The 24,099-nt window shown below is 45.9% G+C and carries 19 protein-coding genes; 9 read left to right on the top strand and 10 right to left on the bottom strand.

What is annotated here, in order from left to right:
* Positions 1 to 114 precede the first annotated feature (114 nt).
* From E4N65_RS04660 to E4N65_RS04650, 3 genes are read right to left on the bottom strand one after another with little or no spacing between them, the layout of a single operon-like run.
* A complete protein-coding gene (locus E4N65_RS04660; RefSeq protein WP_253674271.1) occupies positions 115 to 936 on the bottom strand; it encodes a Cof-type HAD-IIB family hydrolase in 822 nt (273 codons plus the stop codon).
* Entirely contained in the window at positions 936 to 2,102 is a 1,167-nt protein-coding gene (locus E4N65_RS04655) for an aminotransferase class I/II-fold pyridoxal phosphate-dependent enzyme (protein WP_253674269.1), read from the bottom strand. Before E4N65_RS04655 ends, E4N65_RS04660 begins: the two co-directional genes overlap by 1 nt.
* Positions 2,099 to 2,581: an Lrp/AsnC family transcriptional regulator gene (locus E4N65_RS04650; protein WP_044016757.1), complete on the bottom strand. Its 483-nt coding sequence runs from the start codon at positions 2,579 to 2,581 to the stop codon at positions 2,099 to 2,101. Before E4N65_RS04650 ends, E4N65_RS04655 begins: the two co-directional genes overlap by 4 nt.
* Positions 2,582 to 2,745: 164 nt before the next feature.
* On the opposite strand from E4N65_RS04650, the gene E4N65_RS04645 reads away from it, so the two are divergent.
* A complete protein-coding gene (locus E4N65_RS04645; RefSeq protein WP_253674267.1) occupies positions 2,746 to 3,789 on the top strand; it encodes a hypothetical protein in 1,044 nt (347 codons plus the stop codon).
* 37 nt (positions 3,790 to 3,826) lie between these two features.
* On the opposite strand, the gene truA is transcribed toward E4N65_RS04645, so the two are convergent.
* Genes truA through folP form a run of 6 tightly spaced genes read right to left on the bottom strand, consistent with a single transcriptional unit; the run spans position 3,827 to position 8,592 of the window.
* Positions 3,827 to 4,654 (bottom strand): tRNA pseudouridine(38-40) synthase TruA, encoded by an 828-nt coding sequence (gene truA / locus E4N65_RS04640; protein WP_253674265.1) that lies wholly within the window; start codon positions 4,652 to 4,654, stop codon positions 3,827 to 3,829.
* A complete protein-coding gene (locus tag E4N65_RS04635; RefSeq protein WP_253674263.1) occupies positions 4,641 to 5,522 on the bottom strand; it encodes a DUF2225 domain-containing protein in 882 nt (293 codons plus the stop codon). The genes truA and E4N65_RS04635 overlap by 14 nt, the downstream gene beginning before the upstream one ends.
* Positions 5,523 to 5,563: 41 nt before the next feature.
* Positions 5,564 to 5,965, bottom strand: a complete 402-nt coding sequence (acpS, locus tag E4N65_RS04630) for a holo-ACP synthase (RefSeq protein WP_253674261.1) — start codon at positions 5,963 to 5,965, stop codon at positions 5,564 to 5,566.
* Positions 5,962 to 6,942, bottom strand: coding sequence for a CdaR family protein (locus E4N65_RS04625; protein ID WP_253674259.1), 981 nt, complete (start codon positions 6,940 to 6,942; stop codon positions 5,962 to 5,964). The genes acpS and E4N65_RS04625 overlap by 4 nt, the downstream gene beginning before the upstream one ends.
* Positions 6,939 to 7,751, bottom strand: coding sequence for a diadenylate cyclase CdaA (gene cdaA, locus E4N65_RS04620; RefSeq protein WP_044016770.1), 813 nt, complete (start codon positions 7,749 to 7,751; stop codon positions 6,939 to 6,941). The genes E4N65_RS04625 and cdaA overlap by 4 nt, the downstream gene beginning before the upstream one ends.
* Positions 7,738 to 8,592, bottom strand: a complete 855-nt coding sequence (gene folP / locus E4N65_RS04615; RefSeq protein ID WP_253674257.1) for a dihydropteroate synthase — start codon at positions 8,590 to 8,592, stop codon at positions 7,738 to 7,740. Before folP ends, cdaA begins: the two co-directional genes overlap by 14 nt.
* A 446-nt stretch (positions 8,593 to 9,038) precedes the next feature.
* On the opposite strand from folP, the gene E4N65_RS04610 reads away from it, so the two are divergent.
* The 6 genes from E4N65_RS04610 (at position 9,039) to E4N65_RS04585 (ending at position 18,350) form a co-directional block, all read left to right on the top strand.
* Positions 9,039 to 10,289 carry a class I SAM-dependent methyltransferase gene (locus E4N65_RS04610; RefSeq protein WP_253674255.1) on the top strand — a complete coding sequence of 417 codons (1,251 nt, stop codon included), beginning with the start codon at positions 9,039 to 9,041 and terminating at the stop codon, positions 10,287 to 10,289.
* A complete protein-coding gene (gene mazG / locus E4N65_RS04605; protein WP_253674253.1) occupies positions 10,286 to 11,242 on the top strand; it encodes a nucleoside triphosphate pyrophosphohydrolase in 957 nt (318 codons plus the stop codon). The genes E4N65_RS04610 and mazG overlap by 4 nt, the downstream gene beginning before the upstream one ends.
* Positions 11,229 to 12,176 (top strand): tRNA (adenosine(37)-N6)-dimethylallyltransferase MiaA, encoded by a 948-nt coding sequence (miaA, locus tag E4N65_RS04600; RefSeq protein ID WP_052185432.1) that lies wholly within the window; start codon positions 11,229 to 11,231, stop codon positions 12,174 to 12,176. Before mazG ends, miaA begins: the two co-directional genes overlap by 14 nt.
* Positions 12,177 to 12,240: 64 nt before the next feature.
* The gene (locus E4N65_RS04595) at positions 12,241 to 13,182 is read left to right on the top strand and encodes a hypothetical protein (RefSeq protein WP_253674251.1); all 942 of its coding nucleotides are present in this window, start codon (positions 12,241 to 12,243) and stop codon (positions 13,180 to 13,182) included.
* Between the two features lie 18 nt (positions 13,183 to 13,200).
* On the top strand, positions 13,201 to 15,882 hold the full coding sequence (gene greA, locus E4N65_RS04590) for a transcription elongation factor GreA (RefSeq protein WP_253674250.1): 2,682 nt from the start codon (positions 13,201 to 13,203) through the stop codon (positions 15,880 to 15,882).
* 119 nt (positions 15,883 to 16,001) lie between these two features.
* Positions 16,002 to 18,350, top strand: a complete 2,349-nt coding sequence (locus E4N65_RS04585) for a VWA domain-containing protein (RefSeq protein ID WP_253674249.1) — start codon at positions 16,002 to 16,004, stop codon at positions 18,348 to 18,350.
* 94 nt (positions 18,351 to 18,444) lie between these two features.
* Here E4N65_RS04585 and E4N65_RS04580 read toward each other — a convergent pair whose 3' ends face one another.
* Positions 18,445 to 20,277 (bottom strand): aminotransferase class I/II-fold pyridoxal phosphate-dependent enzyme, encoded by a 1,833-nt coding sequence (locus E4N65_RS04580; RefSeq protein ID WP_253674248.1) that lies wholly within the window; start codon positions 20,275 to 20,277, stop codon positions 18,445 to 18,447.
* A gap of 146 nt (positions 20,278 to 20,423) precedes the next feature.
* On the opposite strand from E4N65_RS04580, the gene E4N65_RS04575 reads away from it, so the two are divergent.
* Positions 20,424 to 21,764, top strand: coding sequence for a DUF1015 domain-containing protein (locus tag E4N65_RS04575; protein WP_044016815.1), 1,341 nt, complete (start codon positions 20,424 to 20,426; stop codon positions 21,762 to 21,764).
* Between the two features lie 131 nt (positions 21,765 to 21,895).
* Positions 21,896 to 24,076 (top strand): YccF domain-containing protein, encoded by a 2,181-nt coding sequence (locus E4N65_RS04570; RefSeq protein WP_253674247.1) that lies wholly within the window; start codon positions 21,896 to 21,898, stop codon positions 24,074 to 24,076.
* Positions 24,077 to 24,099: the final 23 nt, after the last annotated feature.

The raw sequence follows: 24,099 nt of genomic DNA, 5'->3' as shown, positions 1-24,099 counted from the left end.
ATTATTCTGCGATGTTTATCAATTTTTCCTGATGCGGTTACCCATCTGCTAGAAAAAATGTGCGAAATTTTATCCAAAATTTCGCACAGAAAGAAGGTACCGCATCCTTATACTCTACAGCACGTACTTCTCTAAAAAGCGGGCGATGCCGTCTTCGTTATTGGTGTAGTCTGTTACTGCGTACGCAATATCTTTGATAGCGTCGAGGCCGTTTTTCATGGCGATGCCGTATCCCGCAAGGCGGATCATCGTTTCGTCATTCATGCTGTCGCCGAATGCCATCACAGCCTTATCTCTGACACCGAGCAGCCATGCCAGCTCTTGCAGGAATTCCCCCTTGCCGGTATCCAACGGAATAATTTCCAAAAAATACGGCTTACTGGTAAACAGGACAGCCCGCGTACCGAACCGCTTTCTAAACTCAGGCTCGACGGCAGCGATAATATCCGGCTCCGCAGGGATGAGCAGCTTATACACCGGCTTGGTGCGCAAAATTTCCCGATAGTCCTTCGGCACGACAATCTTCATTTTTGTCAGATGCGCGTCCCTATCCGAAAAAACCGTCCGTTTAACGATATAAATGGTATCGTCAAAATAGAGATGACAGGAAAGATTTTGCGACTCTATATAATCGTAAATCTCAAGCGCAAGATCGGCGCCGAGGCAGCGGCTGATAATTTCCAGCTTCATATCGGAGGTCAATATCTGTGTTCCATTGTTGCACAGGATATAGCTTTCCGTTTTATCCGAACCGATCCGCTGCGCATACGAATGCACCGAGCGGGGACTTCTCCCCGAAGCGAGCAATGTCAGTACGCCCTTTTTCATCAAGGCCTGCAACACCGATACCGTATAATCGGAGATGGTTAGATCATCCCGCAAAAGGGTATCGTCCAAGTCCATTGCGATAATTTCTATGTTTTTTAGCTTTTCCATTACAGCGGCTCGCCTTTCAGCAATTTACCGATACGCTCAAGCGCAATCCGTATCTTGCTTATGTCGGTAGCGTAGCAGCAGCGGACAAAGCCTTCGCCGCACTGTCCGAATACCTGGCCGGGCACAACCGCAACTTTGTAGTCGGTAATCAGCTTAACCGCAAAATCTTCCGAACTTAAACCGGTACTGCGGATATCGACAAAGAGGTAAAATGCGCCGTCGGGCGTTATATATGGGAGATTCATCGAGTCAAAGCTCTTCATCATCAAGTTGCGCCGCTGCCGGTAGGAAACCCGCATCCGTTCAACCTCGTCCCAGCCGCGTTCCAATCCTTCCAGCGCCGCATATTGACTCATAATGGGAGCGCAGATTGCCCCATACTGGTGAATTTTATGAACTTGAGCCATCAGCTCCTGCGGGCAGGCGATAAACCCGATACGCCAGCCGGTCATCGCAAAGGACTTTGAAAATCCGTTGAGGATAATACAGTAATCCTTCATTCCGGGGAAAGAACCGATAGACACATGCGGCGCTTCATACCTAAGTTCGCAATACACCTCGTCGGAGAGCACCCAAATCTTGTGCTTTTTAACGACGGCGGCGATCTTTTCCATCTCATCAGCAGGAATCATCGTACCGGTGGGATTGTTCGGGCTGCAGATAATCAGCGCCTTGGTTTTCGGCGTAATGAGCGATTCGATGGCTGCCGCCGTCGGGATAAAGTTATCCGCCGAGGTATTCAGTCCGACCGGTTTCGCTCCGCAGAGCGCAACCAAGGGCTGATACGAAACATAGCACGGTTCCGCAACAATCACCTCATCCCCCGGATTTAAAATAGAACGGAACACAATATCGATTGCTTCCGAAACGCCGAAGGTAATCAGCACCTCATTTTTAGGAGAATACGACATGCCATAGCGGTTTAGATAGCTTGCAATCGCCTTGCGGAGCGGTTCAAGCCCCCAGTTTGAAGTATAAGAGGTATGCCCGCATTCGAGGTGATACCACGCCTCCTCGCGCATACCCCACGGCGTTGCAAAGTCAGGCTCCCCTACCCCCAGCGAAATAATATCGCTCTGTCCGGCGGCAAGCTCAAAAAAGCGGCGGATACCGGAAGGAGCAACGCTCACAATCCGGTTGGAAAATTTATCGGGTCTATCCATCATGCGGTAATCTCTTCGCGGGGATCTTTTTTCGGGTCGATATAATAGGTTCCGTTTTCCTTGTAGGTCTTGAGCACAAAATGCGTACGCGTACTGATAACCCCTTCCAGCGACGCGAGCTTTTCCGACACGAAAAAGGCAACCTCTTTTAAGTCTTTTCCTTCAACCAGCACATGCAGATCATATCCGCCGGACATCAACTGTACCGTCTTTACCTGCGGATACCGGTATATCCGCTCCGCGATGCGGTCAAATCCATGTTCCCGCGCCGGCGCAACCTGAATTTCGATCATTGCGGATACCGTATCGCTGCTCGTCAACCGTTCACGGTTGATAACCGCAGCATATTTTAAGATGATCCCCTCATCCTCTAATTTTTTAATGGCAGCACGTACTTCTTCCTCAGACTTACCCGTCATTGCGGCAATATCCTGCGGGCTCAGCCGCGCATCGTTTTCCAGTAAATCGATGATTTCCTGCATATCAACGTCCTTCCTTTTGTGCGAAATTTTCTTCAAACTTTCACACTATAGGGGTGGAATATAGCACAAAATACGGAGAAGCTAAAGGGTGTTTCAGTGTGCTGCATCATAATTGCAAATACCAGCTAAACAAAATGCGGGTTATATGATATACTCTCGTTGCTGTGAACTATATTAAGCACTTTTATATCATTTTATCTTTGTCGTTTATTTTGCCGCTTCCCTGCCTTAGTCAATCTCTTGCCGGTATTTGGGAAAATTCGGAACGCTTTATTGAATATACCGGAAAGGCGGACGGCACTACGGAAGATACACTGCGGATAGTCCTCAAGACATATTATCGCTTTGTGTATGAGGATATGGGTACCTACCCCGTCAAAGTAGTAAAACAAGAAGATACGGGAAATATTTATTCGTTGAATATCCGCTATCAGGGATTTAGAACACCGATAAAAACAAGCGTATGGGTGCACGGCAACGGATTCTTTTCCTCATTTTATAAAAAAACACCCCATAATCTTATTGCCGATAGACGGCAAAGTCTCTCATCTTCGGGGTCTGCAGAGACGAATACTTATTCGCAGCCGGTACTTTCCCCATCGACGGCGCTTTTGGACGGCTTTTGGGTTGAACAAGGTTTTCGTAACGGTATCTTGATATATCAGCAGGAGGCTCCCGCTTTTTTTGATGCCTTTTTCTTTAATGGAACACAGTACATCAAATTCCGCTATTGGACAGGCGATTTTGAATACAAAGAAAAATATGCAGGGTTTGCATTCGATGACGGATTACAAGTATCCGTACCGAAGTTTATCAGGCAATACGGCACGATATACAGCTGCATAACCGATAACGGATCAAAGCTCAAAAACTATGAACAAGGCAGCGTATCGATCAGCACCGGCGATAATGGTATGCGGCAGCTGACCCTTACACCACAAGGCGGCGGCCCGGGAACTCATGCAATCGGTGATGTGTATCCGAATCAAAAATATCCAAAGATACAATCGCTCCCGTTATATTATAGTGAAACGGATGCGGCTTTTGCATTCGGTGAGCCGTTTTTAACCCGATCATCAATTTCGGACTTACAGGAAGAAATAAAACGGCATAACAGTCTCAAACGTCCGCCGCCCGAACCGCTCTTTAAAGCCGATGAACTTGATTTCTATTGGGATCGGATTAAAGAAATACGCAAGCAAGACTAAATGATGAACAAATGCATCGAACTGTTTTAGGCTTTCATTATGAGGTACAAAAAGAGTTCGTTTCGTTTGCCTTGAGCAACTGCTGAGGATAATCAATCGACCATAAAAAGAGCCCCTGCGGAGGAGCGGTTTCTCCTGCATTCCGGCGGTCTTTTGAGCGGAGGACAGCCTCAAAATCCTCTTTTGTGCCGTTCTGCTGTTCATAACGCAGCAAAGTTCCGGTTATCGAGCGTACCATACGCCACAAAAAGGCATTGGCGGAAATTTCAAACACGAGAAATTCCCTGTCGGTAAAAAATCGAGCGGTATAGATATAGCGCGATTTGCTTTTACTCTGGTCACCGGCAGCAGAGAACGTTGTACAGTCCAATTCACCCGACAAGACGCTTGCCATCTTGTTAAGCAGGTTAATATCCGGTTCGCGCCGTATATGCCAGCAATAGGGTAATTGGTGTGCAAAGGCGGTTTTCCCGCAGTGAATAAAATACCGGTATGTGCGCGAGCGGGCACTAAAACGGGCGTGCAGATTATCGGAAACATGAGACGCTTCCATAATCCGTACATCCTTGGGTAACGCAGAATTGAGTGCAGGAATAAAACTTTCCGGCTTTATCCGCGCTATATCGGTAAAAAAGTGAGCTGCCTGTCCGCACGCGTGGACACCGGCATCGGTTCTTCCCGAACCGAAAAGTTCCACAGGGTGTTTATGCAACAGTGCCAGCGCCCGCTCAATTTCTCCCTGTACGGTACGGAACGATTCTTTTCCGTGATGCAGTTGTTTTTGCCATCCATGGAAGTGTGTGCCGTCGTATGAGATACGGAGCAGAATATTACGCTGGAGAAGAACCGAATCAGTCGTTGTCATCCGTTTCGTTCAATTCAAGTTTCAAAGCATCATAGAGCGTCCGGGCATGCTCCAAAATCGGACCGGGCTTGCTTTTTGAGGATTTTCCGAGGCCGAACATTTTTGCCAATGCAATTTTATGCATTTCAAGCCGCTTCAACCGTGTCGCGGAATCCTGCCGCTGCCCGTACCGATATTCCAATAAGGCTCCCAAATAAATAACACCATCGTACCCATAGTTTTTGTCCACATCAGGGCCGAAAGATTTTAAGCCTGCAATCATCTCTTTACCGGTAGTTTCAAGTTCAAGCGCACGCCGGTACAAGAACAGTGCCTTTTGATAAAAAAGCTTGGAAATATACGTATAGTTTTCTTCCGGCTCTTTTTCTCCAAGTGTTGAAAAGAGCCATGCGGCGCGGAGTGCGCATATTGCCTGTTTAATAGTAGGAGAATACTTTGACTCGAAATGATCGTAGCAGAGTAAGGCCAGATAATAGGATGCTGCTCCTTCGTGGAGTGTTCTGGCAGTAGTAAAATCAACATGTCCAAAAAGACCTTTTACCGCACTATAGCGTTCGTTCATCGCTTCAAGCAGTTTTTCGGCAATCGGTTTTTCGATAACTCTAAAATCTTGCGTAAAGCCCGCGTACAAACATTGCGGACAAACAGTCATGCTGTAGATAAGCGGATATACCTCCCCATATCGTGCTGACGGTTCATATAAGCGGCGCAATTCTTCCGTTAAATCACCGGCAATAACGCGGCCGCCGCCGGAATACATTTCTTCCCGTTTAAACTTTGCCCCGCATACAGGGCATTCAATCTGATCCTTGGAATAATAAGAAATAGCTGCTTCTTTTTTAGTTTGCTGATCTTCTTCACGTTTCATACTACGGATCTCCTCTTAAACGTACCGTGTATTGGGCATCGCTAAAAAGCCTTCGCTTTTACCGAACACGGCTCACTTTCCAATATAACACCTGCAATAGCCATATTGCTTTCATGGGTCAGCGAAAGATAAATATGGGTACCGCGGATACGCTCAAACGGTATAGCTGCATCGCCAAAGAGCGTTAACTCAGGTTTTCCGTTCGGGTTATTGGTAACAAGGATATTTTTCAATGTTATCCCCTTTAATCCGGTACCGAGTGCTTTTCCGTACGCTTCTTTTGCGGCAAAACGGGCTGCCAAAGAATAGGCCGCGGTCAATCCTCTGCTTTTGGTTTCCGCCAATTCTTGCGGATGAAAAAAACGGGCAAGCAGCCCCTCATGTTTCATCCACCGCTGTATTCGGCTGATATCAACGGCATCTATTCCAAACCCGATAATCATCTATGTATTTCATCCTCTGCCGATACTTCCGGAAATTCCGCCGTTACCTGTACCGATTTAGGACTCACTTGCAGTATTTGCAGTTTTGAATACTCTGCCGATAATACCGGAACAACAGGCAGCGTATACACACCTCGTTCGGTAATGCTTTCACATGATACCGTCAATATATTTTCGGAAGGACTCCATGTTTCCAGCAGTTTTTTGGAACCTTGTATCTCCAAGCTGCCGGTTTTTGTATCGGCAGTTATCGAAAGCTCTTTATTCTGCTTTTCAAAATAGATAGGGATATTATCAAACTTTTTCTTGATGGTTGTTTCATTGATTTTAACGGTGGTCTGTACTTGTGCCTTGCCGGCAATAGAAATCAGCGGATCGTTGTTGATGATGGAAGCTGTTCCGGAAAAGCCGTTTGTACGAGCTTCTATCGAAAGCGGCTCGGTCGCAAGTTCTGTAATTTTTTCAACGAGTTCGGCAGGCCCCTCAATTTCAATAGCCGCGGGTTCCAGCGAACTTTCGGTTACTTCGTAGCCGTCGGCGGGAATTCCTTTTAAAGAAAGCGTAACGGGCACCTGTTTGCGTATACTTGTTGCCAATCGAAGCGTTAAAATTGCCGGTTCCGTACTAATTTCCATATTGCCGAGCGGTGTTACCGTTCCTGCAAGCCGAGTTTCGATCGGTATCCGGTAGGTTCCTTCCGTTTTAAAATCCGATATATTGATAAAAGCGGTAATATCATTTTCGCCGATAGAGCCGATACCGGTGGCATCACCCCAAAGCGTAATTTTTATTTTAGCGGGATATTGCTCTGCAGGTGTGAGCGAGCCGTTGTTTTCAATGGTAAGCGGTACAATGAGGTATCGTTTATCTAAAAGAGTGCCGCGATAAAACTCCGACAGAAAAACGGCAAAGACAAGACAGATAATTTTAACCGGCCAATTTTCGGTAAGCCGAAGCAGTATTTGTTTTATGTTCATGAAGCGCTTCCTTCGGGTGTCTCAGCGGTTTGAGTTTTTGCCTTGACTTTGAGCAGATACGTCAGTTCCGATTCGATATTGTCCGTTGTAAGATCGTAATACAACTTTGAATCATAGGCAAGGCTTATTGCTCCCGACTCTTCGGAAACAATAAGTACGACCGCATCCGTTTCTTCCGCAATACCGAGCGCGGCACGGTGCCGTGTTCCGAAACTCTTGTTAATGTCATCCTGCTTGGTAAGCGGCAGATAGCAGCCTGCCGCGATAACCCGCCCGTTATCGATAACAACCGCACCGTCATGCAGCGGGGTGTCAAATTCAAAAATAGTTACCAGAAGATTCGAGCTGATTTCCGCATTGATTCGGGTTGCAGACGGATTTTCGATAATCTCTTTTAAATTGTTCTGTCTTAAAAATATGACCAACATACCGCGGCGTTCTGCAGAAAGGCGCTCGGCAGCAGTTAATACATAATCGATATGGCTATGCTGGGAGCGGGAACGTCTGAACCAATCGTTCTGCCCCATCGTTAGGAACATTCTCCGCAGTTCAGGCTGAAAAATAATTGCCGCACCGATAACAACCCCAGTCGCAAGCGTATTCAATATCCAAAGCAGCGTCGTAAGGTGCAGTAAGAATGCAACCGCATAGATGAGGAGCATCAACAACGCTCCTTTTCCGAGCTGCGCCGCCTGTGTTTTAATCAATATCTGATATGACTTATACATCAGAAACGCAAGGAGCAGTACATCCAGCACCGGTCCGATATAGGAGAGGTAGAACGACAGCATATCCCTAAGTAGTTCCATATTTTTGCAATTCCTTTAACACCAGTAATAGTTCCCGCGTTTCCGCAACATCGTGAACCCGCACAATCGACGCGCCTTGCTGCACCGCATACATCGTTGCGGCAAGTGTTCCGGCAAGCCGTTTTTCAGGAACTTCTCCGGTAACGACGCCAATAAACGACTTCCGCGAAAGTCCAACCAATAACGGATACCCCAAGCCGGTAAAATAGGCACTTGCCGTAATCAACCGGTAATTATCTTCAACCGTCTTCCCAAAACCGATACCGTAGTCGATAATGATACGCTCATGCGCTATTCCGCAGTTTAAAGCGTATGCCACCCGTTCTTCAAGGTAATCCCGTACTTCCGTTACTACATTTCCATACTGCGGGACATTTTGCTGCATTGTCGGCGGCGTTCCCTGTTTATGCATAAGGACGACAGCGCCGCTTTCTTCCGCAATCAGCGTACCGAGAGCCGGATCATCGGTTAAAGCCGAAATATCGTTACACAGCGTTGCGCCTGCCTTAAAAGCAGCCTTCATAACCGCCGCTTTCCGTGTATCTACGGATATGGGAATAGCGCTGTGCCTCCGGACAGCCTCGATTAAGGGGATAACCCGCTCGAGTTCTTCTTCCTCGCTGATATAGGAAGACCCGGGACGGGAAGATTCCCCTCCGATGTCAATAATATCGGTGCCTTCCGCTTCCAATGCCAATACTCGCTCCAAGCCTTTTTCCACGCTTACCGAACGGCTCGGTTCATAAAACGAATCGGGCGTTGCGTTAACAATTCCCATGATAAAAGCCGGTAAATCGGTTTTTATTATCTGCCCTTTTCCGCAATCAAGATGCAACCGCATAGCAGATTATAACAGATTTTCCTGCTCTTGTCCTAGAGTTCGCACACAGGGTAAACGCATTAGGCCGTTTTTTTAGTAACCCCGCAGAATAATAGCGGCTATTCAACCTTTCCTTTTGGAAACAGGAGGGCATCTACTTCGTTATTCCACAAAAATTAGTCCTCGACGTGCAAAAAGCACGCCTGTGGGTAATTTTTGTTCATGCCTCGTATCTGCCTCACCTCTTTTCAAAAGGCTAACACAAAAATTATTTTTAACTATATAGCCCTCAATGCTTCTGCGCTTTTTATCTACTCTGCCTGATGCGTTTACCCGTCTGCCAAAAAAATGTGCGAAAATTTATCCAAAATTTCGCACAAAAGGGTATGGTAAACGCATCAATGTGTGTGTCCTTTGCTCGATTTGTTGTTTTACTCCATATTTTTTGATACAATGCCTCACCATCTATGAGTACCATCTACACACCCGATCAGGCGGCGCAAGAATGCCTGAATGCTTCTATTATACAGCTTTCGTTTTCCCGCCCGCGTAAGGGAATCGACGAAGCAAAGGCACGGCTTCGGCATATCACGATACAAGGGAAAGCCGCGTATCAGCTGGCAACCGTTAAAAACAAGCAAGCATTTCAGAAAACAATTGAACCGGAGGCGGTATCCGGCGCAATAGCGGAATGTTTTACCCGCTTTAAGGCTGCGGAATGCCGCGGTCAAAAGGAACTGCTCTTTTTTTTACAGAACAACAAGGGAACCATCGCCCTTACCAAGCGGCTCCCCTGCTCCGCTCCGCTCACGGAAAACAACTGCGGCGGGCACAACAAGATAAAGAACTATCTTATTCCCGAAGGAATACCGCTTGCGTTCTTAGTCGAACAGGGGGTGATGAATGCGGAGGGCTCCGTCTTAAAGCAAAAATACCATAAGTTCCGGCAGATCAATAAATTCCTCGAATTTATCGCCGGGGTTGAACCGTTTATACGGGATACGGTTGCCCGTTCCGGCAAGCCTTTTTCCATCACCGATTTCGGCTGCGGTAAGGCCTATTTGAGTTTTGCGCTCTACTATTATCTGCATGAACGGCAGCAGATTCCGGTGCGGATTCACGGGCTGGATTTAAAAACCGAGGTTATCGAACACTGCTCCGCGCTGGCAAAACGGTGCGGCTACACGGATTTGGACTTTGCCGAAGGGAACATAGGCGACCATCCGCTGCCGGACGATACCGGAATGATGGTATGCCTCCACGCTTGCAATACGGCAACCGATTTGGCGCTTGCTCAAGCTGTCCGCGCGCAGGTACCGATTATCTTTGCCGTTCCGTGCTGCCAGCATGAACTGTATGCCCAGCTTAAAACCCGAAAAGAAACATTCCGCACGGAAGATCACTTGATGCTTCCCTTTATGGAGCACGGCATTATCACCGAGCGGTTTGCTTCGCTCTTAACCGACACCGTGCGGGCGCTCCTTTTACAAGCCTGCGGGTACACCGTGCAGATTATGGAATTTATCGAAACGGAACATACCCCTAAAAACATCCTGATCCATGCGGTAAAAAAAACACAAAGCGCCGGCCAAGCGGAACGGCTGAAAGAAACAGCGCTCCGGCAATACCGCCGCATCAAAGACAGCTTTTGTATCGAACCGACATTGGAACAGCTATTGAAGGATATGCTTCCGGCACAACAACAGGAGAACTTATGACACAACCCAACAATACCGACAAAAACGAACAAGACTCAGCCGTTCATCCCCATACTGCGGCGATAGCGGCGCAGCCGGAAACAGCAGCCGCTGCAGAAGCATTTGCAGCGCTCTTTACCACGATTAAACGGCTACGGGCGCCGGGCGGCTGTCCGTGGGACATCGAGCAAACTCCGATGACGCTGCGGTCAACGCTCCTTGAAGAAACGTATGAAACAATTGAGGCGCTGGAAGAAGCCTTCGCGGACAGCGCGAAAGCCACCCATGCGGCGGAAGAACTCGGCGACGTGCTTTTAAACATCGTGATGATTGCGTATATGTTTGAACAGAAGGGCGCCTTTTCCGTCGCGAAGATGATCGGCGAGCTCAACGAAAAACTGATCAGGCGGCATCCCCACGTATTCGGACAAACGGCAGGTTTCCCCGACCCCGACGATACAAAAAAGCCGGTTACGGCGGAAAAAGTGCTTGCGCAATGGGATACCATCAAAGATACCGTAGAGGGCCGTGCAAGCGCCTCCGCATTGGATTCCATTCCCAAAACCTTTCCGCCGCTCACCCGCGCATACAAACTGCAAAAGCGGGCGGCGAAAAAAGGCTTTGACTGGGATACGGCAGACGGGCCGCAGAAAAAAACGGAAGAAGAACTTGCGGAATTTACGGAAGCGCTTGCGCACGGCACGCATGAAGAAGCGGAAGCGGAATTCGGAGACTTACTGTTCAGCTTGGTGAACACCGCGCGGCATTTACATATCGACCCCGCAATTGCGCTCAGCCGTACCAATGCAAAGTTTGAACGCCGCTTCCGCTTTGTCGAAAAACGCATGGCAGAATCCGGTATCCCCTGCTCCCACGACACTTTAGCCCAGATGGACAGCTTTTGGGAAGAAGCCAAGCGCATGGAAGCTCAAACTTCTGCCGCCCCATGCAGCAACGATAATGCCGCACTATAATTGCGCCGTAGTATTAGGCGCTACGGCAACAGGAAAAACGGCGCTTGCCGTCAAACTTGCGCACGCAAAATACGGTGAAATCATCTCCGCCGATTCCCGGCAAGTATACCGCGGACTCGATTTGGGTACGGGAAAGGATTTGCAGGAATACGGCAGCATTCCCTACCACCTTATCGACGTCTGCGATTTAAGCCGCGAGTTTACGGTCTTCCATTTTCAGCAGGAGGTGTACCGCATCTTTCCGCAGCTTGTTGACAAAGGCGCATTGCCGATTATCGCAGGAGGCACCGGACTGTACCTCGATGCCATCCTCCGCGGCTATGAGCTGATTCCCGTCCCCGAAGACCCCGCATTGCGCGAAGCGCTGGCAACAAAAACACTGCCGGAGCTGCAAGATATGCTCATAGCGCTAAAGCCGGATATTCACAATAAAACCGACTTGGAACAGCCCGACCGCCTTGTCCGCGCTATCGAAATTGCCCGTTACCGGCAGGAACATCCCGAATCTGCCGCCGCGCATCTGCATGCTGTGCCGTCCATCAAGCCGAAGATCTACGGTATCTCTTTTGAGCGCAGCGTGTTACGCGAACGCATCCGCCGCCGCCTCATTGCCCGCATCGATGCCGGTATGATAGAAGAAACCGAACAAATCCATGCGCAGGGCTATTCGTGGGAGCGGCTCGAAAGCCTCGGTTTGGAATACCGCTTTACGGCGCAGTATCTGCAGGGGAAAATCGAAAGTAAAGAAGCCTATATTGAGCAGCTCTATCGGGCAATCGGACAATTTGCAAAACGGCAGGAAACATGGTTCCGGCGCATGGAACGGAACGGCATCGAAATAGAATGGATTGACGGCAATGAGGCCGCACAGCTGACGGCAGCGGCTCTTTCGGAAATGGAACCTCTGTATATGATTGAAAATGAGGGCAGATAATAACAAATTTCTCAAAACGGGTCAATTGACTAAAGCACGATTATCAGTATAATAATACGGAACTATGATAGATCGTTCTGTTCAAACTTTATTGCAGCCCGCTCTTGTCTTTCTTAAGCAAGGGGACCTTGAGCAAGCGCATCTTAGTCTGGGGCGGCTGCTTGAACAGGATTTGGAAAACCCTCAAGTGATGTACACACTGAAGGGTGTTAGTTTCTGGCTTGATCGGGTGCGTTATTCACAAGCACTAGCCGATGATTTCTTGCGTGGTGAGTATATTATTTCTCAATGGAAGCCCTTTCTTGATTATATAAAAAAGAAAGGAGACTTTAACGAGCCGATTATCTATGCTCTTAAGTGCAGTGTGTTTACCATTGCGTTACGGTTATACCGATCGCTCTTAAACGGAACTGAGCCCATGCATAATACGGCAGAAATATATCGGAAAACAGGGCTTTGCTATAAAGCGCTCGGGGATTATGAAACAGCGATCAGCTGTTTACGATATGCGGCTGATCTGAATACGGCTTCATCGGCCATTCCGGCGGAACTTGCTGATGCCTATGCTTTGAGCGGCGAAGTACGACTTGCGAAGATTTTTTTTCGAGAAGCACTCTTTAAAAACGCTTCAGAAATAGAGATATGTTTTCTTGAATCTGAAATTATCAGTGCACTCGTTACTAAAGTCGCGAATATAGGTTTTACAGGAGAGGAGTTGTTGGAGTGGCTTCCGGTTTACGGCGCCCTTGACGGCGTACTGAATGTAAAACGTGAGCTGAAAGCCTTGGAACTAGGGAAGCTGAAGCAGTCTATCTATATGCTTGAAAATGAGCTGAGGGAGAAGGATGTAAAAAATAAAAAAATCCTTGTGCCCCGTTTAATTAATTATTATTTTTGGCTTATAGACCATTATATGAGTGGTACTGTTGAAAAGCCGAAAATCGATGAGATTCTTCTAAGAATTAAACTGCTCGACGAGAAAATCTATAACCGCTATATACGGTAATGACACAGTGAGGTGAATATGTCAGATGTATTAGAAAAGAATGTCCGCGATATATTTAATGAGGAAAAATGGACACGTGCTGCCATTACAAATTATTCCATTAACAATTTTAAAGAACTCGATACACTTATTGAAGAAGCAAAAAAGAACCGTCATCTGGATGAATTGAAAGCATTGTCCGATGAACATCTTTCTCATAATAAAACAAGTATTACGGCATTATATATTTCAAGTATTATTGCGCTTTCCAAGCAGCTCCTCGATGACTCTTCGCTCATAACGCTGGTAACCATTTTTATCGATAACCATCGGATGCAGATCGTTGAATATCTTTGTCAGCGGGTACTTGAATTCGGAGACTCAAAATTTGCGCTTAGGACTTTAGCCAACTGCTACAAAGAATCCGGTAATGGCGATATTTATGACATCTGGGAACGGCTTACCCGTATCGACTATGAAGAAGCTGATATTCCGAAGCAGCTTGCCGAACGGTATCAGCAAATGGGCGATATGGAAAAAGCGGTTGAGTATTATAAAAAGGCCTTATATCGTTATATCAACCGCCATTCTTATACTGCCGTAAAAGAGGTATGGGCACGGTTGGTGGAGTTAGTCCCGCAAGAAATCGACTTTTTTTATCACGTACAACGGAAGATAGCGGATCATCTCGGTGCAGAACGGGGCGCCGCGCTCATGCAGGACTTGTACGATTATTATAAAAAAGAAAAAGATTGGAATACCGCTATCGATATTTTAAAACTGGTGCTCACCAGCGATGATAAAGATAACTGGGCGCGGAAGGAAATTGTCGAATGCTTTAGAGAAAAGTATGCATCGCACAGTCAGCTTGAAGAATACATAAAAGTATCCAATTTGACACAAAGCTGGCGAAACGTTTTTGAAGCTATCGACGATTTTGAAAAGCATATTTCTTTCGATGAAGGTTGCTTTGTATTCCACCGGACATGGGGCGTCGGACGCATCGCAAAAGTAAACAATGATGAATTGGTTATCGACTTTGCAAAGAAACGCGGTCATACGATGAGTCTTAAGATGGGGATTACGGCTCTCCAGACGCTGGATAAAGATCATATCTGGGTATTAAAATCGATTATGAAGCGCGATGAACTGGCCGCAAAGGTGAAAACAAATCCCGAATGGGCGTTGAAAAACATCATCCGCAGCTTTGATAACAACTGTGATTTTAAGCGGATTAAGCATGAGCTGGTTCCCTCACTGTTGACCGATAAAGAATGGACAACATGGAGTACCAAGGCACGGAAAGTCGTCAAAGAAAACCCCGAATTCGGTATTAATCCTACCAATATCGATTTCTACACGGTACATACTCGTCCGATTTCACTGGAAGAAAAACTGTCGAACGAATTTAAAGCACAGAAAAATTTCTTTGAGCGGGTTGAAATCATCTTTAATGTGATGGAAAGCGGTGATACGGACTCAGACAGCTTTCAAGATATGATTAATTACTTTGATGCCTTCCTCAAAGCATTTAGTCAAGTGAATGAACAAGTGATTGCGGCCTATTTAGTCATGTCAAAACTGACCGCAGCGCTGCCGCACCTGAGTGTAACGCAACACCATAATTTTGCGGAATTATTCGCGCAGATAGAGAACCCTGCAGCCATATATCGTGACATAGAAAATAAAGAGCTTCGGAGCGCATATCTCCGCAACATTAAAAACCTTGTTCCGGATTGGAGCGATCAATATATCCGCCTATTCCCCGTAGTACTCTCTGCAGAAATACTTAATCCGCTGCTTGAAGAATACCCTGAAAAGGTAAAAGACCTCGTACTGACCTGCTTCAAAGACTATAAAGAATACCGTGAAGCGGTTATTTGGTTCTTCAAAAATGCTCAGGAAGAGCAATGGTTTAAAGATCTGAATATCGATTATGAACATGAGATTATTGTTCTTATTCATATCCTCGATATAACATACCGAGAAATTGCAAGCCGGCGGAATACCACCGAGAACCGGAAAATCAACAAGCAGATCCATACCATTCTCTTCGGTAAGGAAGCCTTGCTCGAAAACTTTATTCTCGACCATGATGAAGATGCCGTTACAAGACTCTATACGCTGGTCAGCGATATTAAGGACTTGGATCCGCCGATTAAGATGCAGCTGCGTAACCGTATTCTTGAAAAGTATAAAAATTTTAAATTCTTTGACGAAGTTGAAAAAACGGTTACGGGACGCGGCTTAATCGTAACGTCGAAAATGCTTGAAGAAAAGAAAAAAGAGCTTCAGCGGCTTATTGAAGTTGAAATACCGCGTAACTCGAAAGAAGTCGGTTTTGCACTCTCCTTGGGCGACTTGCGTGAAAACTCCGAATATAAAGCTGCAAAAGAAGAGCAGAATAGGCTTAACAACACGGTAAGCCGCTTGCAGGAAGAACTGGAACGGGCTCAAGTATTTGATCCTACGACCATTACAACAACGCGTGTCGGTTTTGGGACTATTGTCGTACTGGAAAAACCCGGCAACAGCGAAAAAGAAACCTATACTATCCTGGGCCCGTGGGAGTCGGATCCTGAAAACGGTGTCATATCGTATATGTCGCCTCTGGGTACGAATCTCTTAAACCACAAGGTAGGAGAAACGCTTTCGTTCATGGTAAACGAAGAAGAAAAGACGTATAAACTCCTCGATATTTCTGCCGCTGTAATCGATTGATACGAAAGGAGACCGTAAAATTAACCAAGTTTTTAAAGGTGTCCGATAATATAAAAAGAGCCTCTGCAACTACTCATTTGTAGGGGCTCTTTTTAGATAACTGTAAAGGGGAGTATATAATGAAAAAAATAAGGATTTTTGCCGTTGTAGCAATCTTCTGTTTAATTACATCTGCATTGAGTGCTCAGACAACTCGGCAAGAGACTGCTGATGTAATCGTCCTTATGGATACTTCCGGTACCGTGTTACCCTATTACGAGGTTATCAATAAGCGTGTACTACAATCCATCATTTCAAAATTTGTTCGCATAGGGGACTCATTTCATCTTATTTCATTTAGTGCAGTTCCTCATTATGAAATGTCTCAAAAAATTACTACCGAAGCGGATTTATCCCGCGTTGTTTCCCGTTTTATGCTTCTGTATCAGCTTGGGCAAAGTGCCGATTTTTTGTCCGGTATCAATTTTGCCGGTCAATATATGACGCAACTACCTTCTCAGCAGGCAAAGATACTGATTGTTATTTCGGACGGTATTTTTAATCCGCCCGCATCAAGCCCATATCGAAATTATACCGGTGAACAGGTAAAGACCGAATTAGCCAAGATTTCCGCTTCCATCCGTGCACATGGTTGGAAGGTATACTATGTAAAACTTCCCTTCCCCTCCGATGCAGTCATTAAAGATTTGGACGGAGCATTTTATGCCGGCAAGCTTGATGCTACAGGCTCGCTTGATCGATCAGGTGTCGATAGTGCAGTAACTTCTTCGGGTACAGCTTCCGCCGGTACAGGCAGTGCTTCGAGCGGGCAGAAAGGATACGCAGCCGATACCGGCACGAATGCACAAAACAAAGCAGCAGGATCCGCCGGACAGACTGCCGGTAATAGTGCTCAAACACCGAATACCGCAACAGGACGCGTTAATACTGAAACAGGACGAACCGATAGTCCGGCTGCTGCTTTTTCCGGATCAAATACCGCGCAAGGTAGTGGAACCGATGCTTTTACAACAGCGAATTCCAATTCCGCTACCGGCAATGACGGATACACTCAAAATCAAGCGGGTACAACAGATAGTTCGGGTATGACAGGACAAAATACCGAACATACTGCCGCATCGGCGGCCGGCGGACAGGGAACCGGTACAGGTACCGATTCAGCCGGACAAGGACTGAAAGAATACACTGATGTTTCTCAGGCCTTTACCGAAAACCTCGGTATTGAACCGAGCAACTTACCGGAAGAAGGCGGCGTGGAATTCAATGACACGGCATTCCCTATTCCACACATTATCTTTCCCGAACGTATAGAAACCTCAGGTAATACTGCCGAACTTCCGCTCACTATTATTAATGAAGCGGCAGAACCCGCTGAAGTACAATTACAAAGTGTGTCTTTGACAGCCGGCAGTGGAACTCAAAAGCAGCGGCTGGAAAATATCATTGTCCGTATTCCTCCCGAAGGAAAAAGCGAACTTACCATTCGGGTGTCACTGCCGGACAGTTTACGCAGCGAAGGTCAACACCGTACCGATATACGGCTTGACCTTGCACAGCAAGATAAAACATTTTCCCAAGCAGCAGCCGTATTGCTCACCGTGAAACCGACATTCATTCAGTCACTGCTGCAGGGTAATCTTCTATGGATTCTGCTCGCCGCGCTGGTATTTATCCTTATTCTGCTGTTAATCATCTTTATACTCCGCCGCCGAGCTTCCGAACCTGTTAAATATGCTGCACGGATGGTCGGACAACAGTCGGATTTAAGACAGCAAAACAATGCTGTTCGGCAAACCGATCTTAATAGAAATCAGCGAGAAGCGCTTACTGCTTCCCAAACGAAATATTATCCGGAGCAGTTGGCAAATAAAACAGATCCGCGTGACACCCTGAATAGCTTCGGTTCCCAAACGGCGGCGGCAGCATCGGCAACTAAAACCGAAACAGCAGCACAGTTTGATCACCTTGCACAAGAACGATCCCGTGCTGCCGAAGGGCGTTTTGCTTTGTTAAATAGTGCAGAGAGCCATATCAACCACCGTCCGGGATTGAATCACAGCTATTATAGCGGCCGGCTCAATACAAAGCCTTCACAGTCGGGAATGACAGAACTTTTTGTCTATAACCAAACCACACTAATTGGAAAACGGAATATTCACGTGATGAAGTCAGGAACCCGACTTAGTATCGGCGGCAGCAAAAGCGATGATTTTTTAATCTTCCTGGTTCCCTTCCCTGCCAATCTTGCGCAAGTACAGTATGACGGTAGCGATTATCGTGTTTCGATTTTAAAACCCGAATATTTCCCCTACGAAACATCGAATACAATCTATCCCTGTATTGGACGAGACATAACGGCTGTTTCAAAGAAAGGCTATCATGTTACGTTTACATTTAGAGGCTATGAAGATCCGATGGTTAGACTGAATACGCTTCTTACGTCAATTAATTACACTGAAGATCGCTAAAAAACAAAAAGCGGGGCGTATAGCCCCGCAATCATCCTATATTGTTGAGAGCAGCTTCTGCTCTGTTTTTTTATAAAATAAGCAACAAGTGCCTTTATTCGTGCAATACAGCCTTTAATGCCGCTATCAGCATATCATTATCGGTTTGATCTCGTACGGCAAGGCGAATATAATTGCCGCCTTCAAAGCATTTCTTCGACGATAAATCTTTGATAAAGATATTATAGTTTTCAAGCAGCTTAACGGCGAGTTCTTCGGCTTTGACTGCTCCGGTCAACCGGCACAGGATATAATTGGCTTGGCTTGGGAAAACCGTAAGATCTTTAATTTCCGCCAGTTTTTCAGAAAAATGGCTGCGTTCGGCGGCGATTGAATCGCAGGCGGCCGCATAGGTCTTATTATATTTGTCGTAAATTTGCAAAAAGTATTCGCCGAATGAGTTAATATTCCAAATAGCATTGGCTTTTTTAATATGGGCAATATATTGTGCATCGGCGCAGGCAAGAACACCGAGCCGCAATCCCGGCACTCCATAGCTCTTACTAATCGACTTTACAACAACGAGATTGGGGTATTCCGCGAGAATATTCTCGTCAAGCAGTGTATAGCGCTTTGATTTTTCTGCAAAATCGATAAACGATTCGTCAAAAAAGAGAACGGTTCCGGTTTGCTTCAATTCCCCACAGAGCCGCAATACATCATCTTTTTCTAGAAAATTTCCCGTCGGATTATCAGGATTGATTAAAACAACGGCCTTTGCATGCTCTTTTTTCACCGTCCCGATAATATCGTCCACTGAATATGAAAAGGTTTGCATATCGGTCGGCACGGGCACAACCTTGGCGAGCGAGAATCGTTCAGGGTATTCGTTAAATGTAGGGAATGGAATAGCGACGGTACATTCGGTAAATTTTGCGAGCGAAGAAATCAATTCCGCAGCGCCGTTACCTACGACGATATGTTCCGGCATTACATTGAATATTTTGGAAGCGAGGAGACTTTGCTGTGCTGCCCCACTGGGATATTGCGTTAACAGCGTTCCGAAACTGGCCGTCATTTCGCTGACAAGTTTTTCCGGTGGAAAATACGGATTAACCAGATAGCAAAAATCCTTGAGCTGAGGGAATCGCCAATAACCGCCGTACCGTTTTTCAAGGCTGTGTAGTTTTTCGCGCCCCGTCTTGAATCGGTCTTCTGCAATAGCAAGATCGGCAGGATCGTCAATTTCATACCAATCCTTTCCACTTACCACCAATCCTTTTAAGGTCGATGACGATAAGAAAGAGATAACTTTTAAAACCTGCTCGTAGTATTCATTTTTGCCAAAGGCTTTTTGATAGGCATCGAGGAACGGCAAGTAGTATTGCTGTGAAAACTCTTTAGAAAATTTATAGATATTGACGGTCTTATAGTAATATTCGGTATCCGACCAATTAAAACGGACTTTATCAAGAAGGGCGGTAATACAGTTATTTTCATCCAACAAGGTACAAGTACCGTCCATCCACGATTCAAACGGCGAAACAACCGCAAGGTTCTTATCGGGACTGGTAATCAGGCGGGTTAGAATTTCAGGTTTAAAAATCAAGTCGCTTTCGAGCAGGATGGTATCATCCTTTGCCATTTCATTTCCGGCAAGATATAACGAATAGATATTATTTGTCGTATCATACACAGGGTTTTCAATGTATTCAATTTTCATGCCGTGCAGATTAACCGCATTAAACTTTGAGGCGATAAAATCTTTTAAAAGCTGCCCCTTATATCCGACTACAACCACAAGCCTATCTATCTTATTTGCCACAAGCGCTTCTATCGTATATTCAATTAATGTTTTCCCATTGACCTTGACCATACATTTTGTCGCATCCTTCGTGTACGATCGGAGTCGCTTTCCCATTCCCGCCGCTAAAATAATTGCCTGCATTATATTCCTCCACAAAAATAATTAAAACAGTATTTTATTATTATAGGGCATATATACGTTTTTAGCAACTCACAGATACTGTAATGCTCATAGATACCCTAACTCTGTGTCTGGAATTTATTTTTATTATCTTTTATACTGTTGGTATGAATATTTTTGAAAAATGTGCGCTTAGGACGCCCGATATTTTACTACCTCATAAAAGTGTTAACCTCACCGCATGGTCTGTGATCGCTTGCGACCAATATACGCAGGATACCGATTATTGGAGCAAAGCTGCCGCGGTTGCAAAAAACTGTTATTCAACATTGCACATGATTTTGCCGGAAGTCTATTTAAATACCTTTTCCGATGAACAACGGAAGCAAGAAATTATCAATATCCAAAAAACAATGAAAGACTACCTTGCAGCAGGTGTTTTTGCAAATCCCGTGCATTCCATGCTTTATATCGAGCGAAAAACAGCCTATAATCGCTTGCGGAAAGGGATTGTTACCTGTATCGATTTGGAAAAATACGATTGGCGGCCGGACTCAAAAGCGGAAATACGCGCAACCGAAGCTACGATTGTGGAACGGCTGCCCCCGCGGATGGAGATTAGGCAAGGAGCGGCGTTGGAAATGCCGCATATTATGCTGCTGGTCGATGATCCTGAACGAATTTTAATAGAAAAAATCGGCGATTCCATCCATAACGCTCAAGCTACACCGATCTATACCGCACAGCTTATGCTGAATTCCGGCAGTATTTCAGGCTGGGCTCTTCCTGCCGACTGTTCTGCATATATGGAAAAAGCGCTTGAAAAACTGTACCGAGCCAATACCGGCGCTGACGGTTCGGTGTTTATGTTTGCCGTAGGCGATGGGAATCATTCACTTGCAACGGCCAAAGCCGTATGGGATGCACACAAGCGGCACCATGGAGGTATTGAGCAACCAAATGGATCTATCTCACTTCCGGACAGCCTTAAAGATAATCCATTGCGCTATGCCCTTGTCGAAATTGTGAACCTGTACGATTCAGGCCTTACCTTCGAACCCATTCACCGTGTTATATTCGGTGCAGACAGTAAACAATTAATCGCTTTCTTGCAATCAAAACTAGGGGGTAAGGTTATAGCTTGTTCCGATAAGCCAGAATTAGTGCACAAAGTAGAACATTCCTCCGCTTCGTTCGGTTTTATCGCTGCAACCGGCGAGCTCACTTGTCTCGAAACCGATATGACCTGCCTCGCAGTAAGCGCTCTGCAGCCGCTTTTGGATGACTTTATCAGAACGCACAACCTTCAGATAGATTATATTCACGGTTCCGAAGAGGCTTTCCGTATTCCGCAGAATTCCGATGCAGTTTCCCTCTTATTACCGCCTATTTCTAAAGAGAGCTTTTTTTCGACCATCGCCGAAAACGGCTCGCTACCGAGAAAAAGTTTTTCGATGGGAGAGGCTAGTGAAAAGCGGTTTTATCTTGAATGCCGGAAGTTGATATAAAAAACAAGTACCTCTAAAAAAACTAAAACTTTTTGGAGGTACAGCTCTGTCCACTTCTTACTGATTTTTCGATTAAACACCCATCATTGACATTTCAAGCGGAATCATCGAAAATATCTTCACGAGGTATTATGATACTACAAAAAAATACTGAACAGCACCGCTGGAATTTTTCACGCTTCGGCGGTGTTACACAGGTCATTTTGAAAAGTGCAGATGATCTTACCCATTTGCACGAACTTGACCAGAAATTATGGACGGTATTGGCAATGCCGACTCAGGGGATATTTTTTGATCCTAGAACAATTGCACTGCTCGACTATGACGGCGACGGCTTCATTCGTCCGCCTGAAATTCTCTCTGCCGTCGATTGGATTGGTACTCAGCTTTCCGATATTTCTTTATTGCTGGAAGAAGGAGATTCAGTACCGCTGGCATTGATTAAGGATGAAACGCTTCGCGCCAGTGCCCGTTGGTTACTGGATCATATCAAAAAGACTGATGCACAGGAAATTTCGATAGCAGATATAGAAACGCAAAAAAAATTCTTTGATGCACATACACCTGATTGTGATGCACCGATACCGGCTGACGGTTCCGATGATGATAAACTAAAACAGCTCATCAATATTGCCGTTGCCTCTTGTGTTACAAACGGCACGCTTGCAGACGGAGTTCAACAGCGTATTCAGCAGGATTTAATAAGCAGTGCGCAAGCATTTTTAATGTGGCAAGCATCTCTCGCAGAAGAAGGAATCTTACCGCTCGATCTGGAACATACTCAAAAAGCAACAGCAGCACTTTCCGCTATAAAAGAAAAGGCGGATGATTATTTTTTACGCTGTACATTAACTGAATATGCACCGGATAAGGCCACCGCCTTATCCGCCGATGAACAGGTATTCCAACAACTTGCAGCAGAAAGTATTCATTACGATAATGAAGCACTGAATGCACTACCGCTTGCTTCAGCAGCCGTTGATAAGCCGTTGCCCCTAACAAAAGGAGTCAATCCTGCATGGAAAGCAAAGCTGCAAACCTTTGCAGAAGATGCTGTCCTACCGCTGCTCGGGCACAAGGAATGCATTACACAGGATGAGTTCGCCCTCATAGTACAGAAACTGACACCGTATCAAGAACGCTTGAACGGCAAACCTACGACACCGGCAGCTTTGCTCAGTGTTCCATTCTTACAAGCACTCACAAACGGCGAAAAACAAGGAGAAGTTTCCTCGTTAATTCGATATGCATTAACAATCGAAAAAGAACGCGGAAATGTATCCAATTTGGAAAAACTCGTACTCCTACGCCGCGATTTTGTTACATTATTGAAAAACTATATCAGCTTCAGCGACTTTTATGAGGGCAAAGGTTCGGTTTTTCAAGCCGGTGTATTGTATTTTGATACACGCGCAGCGGACTTATGCTTTGAACTTAACGGAGACGCCCGCCATGCAACCTTGGATACGCTTTCCGGAGCCTATTTGGTATACTGCGATATCAGCCGCAAGGGAGAAACAACTAAAAAAATCGTTGCCTTGTTTACAAACGGTGATAGCGACAATATCGTAATCGGTCGAAACGGTATTTTCTACGACCGCATCGGCAAGGATTGGAATGCAGTTGTTACAAAAGTTATTGCCAACCCGATCAGTGTCCGACAGGCGTTCTTCATGCCATATAAGCAACTCGCTGCAATGATTGAAACTCAAATTGCGGCACGAGCTGCAGCGGGCGAAGCGAAATCAGCCGATTTGCTTTCCAAGACGGCAGCCACCGTCACAACCGCTGACAAACAAGCCGCAGCAGGTACAGCCCCAGCACCTACCGCACCTGTAGCCGCCAAAAAACTCGACTTAGGAACTATTGCCTTGATCGGTACTGCATTAGGCGGTATTTCAGCCTTAATCGGCAGTATTCTGCAAGCATTATTCGGATTAGGTTTTTGGGTTCCGCTCGGACTTATCGGTATTTTACTCTGTATTTCCGGCCCGTCGATGATTTTAGCTTCGATGAAGCTGCGTAAACGCAGTATTGCTCCGATTCTTGAAGCAAACGGCTGGGCAGTAAATATCCGCACAAGGATCAATATTCCGTTCGGAACTCAGCTTACAAAACTTGCCGCTATTCCATTCGGCAGTATCGTGGTTCCCATCGACCCCTTTGCCGATAAGAAAAACGGACGGAAAGCTCTGTTTATCATACTCGGCATACTCATCGCCGGGACTGCCGCTTTCTGCTACTTAAAATTCGGTTTACATTTCCGTTTTTCTGAAATACCGACGTATTTAAAAAATCTATGGAATAAATAAAGGTTCAGAGTATGGGGATGTTC

Source organism: Treponema sp. OMZ 855 (assembly GCF_024181145.1).
GTDB lineage: Bacteria > Spirochaetota > Spirochaetia > Treponematales > Treponemataceae > Treponema.
The sequence above is the reverse complement of the archived record's forward strand: the minus strand, read 5'-3'. Positions and strand labels throughout refer to the sequence as shown.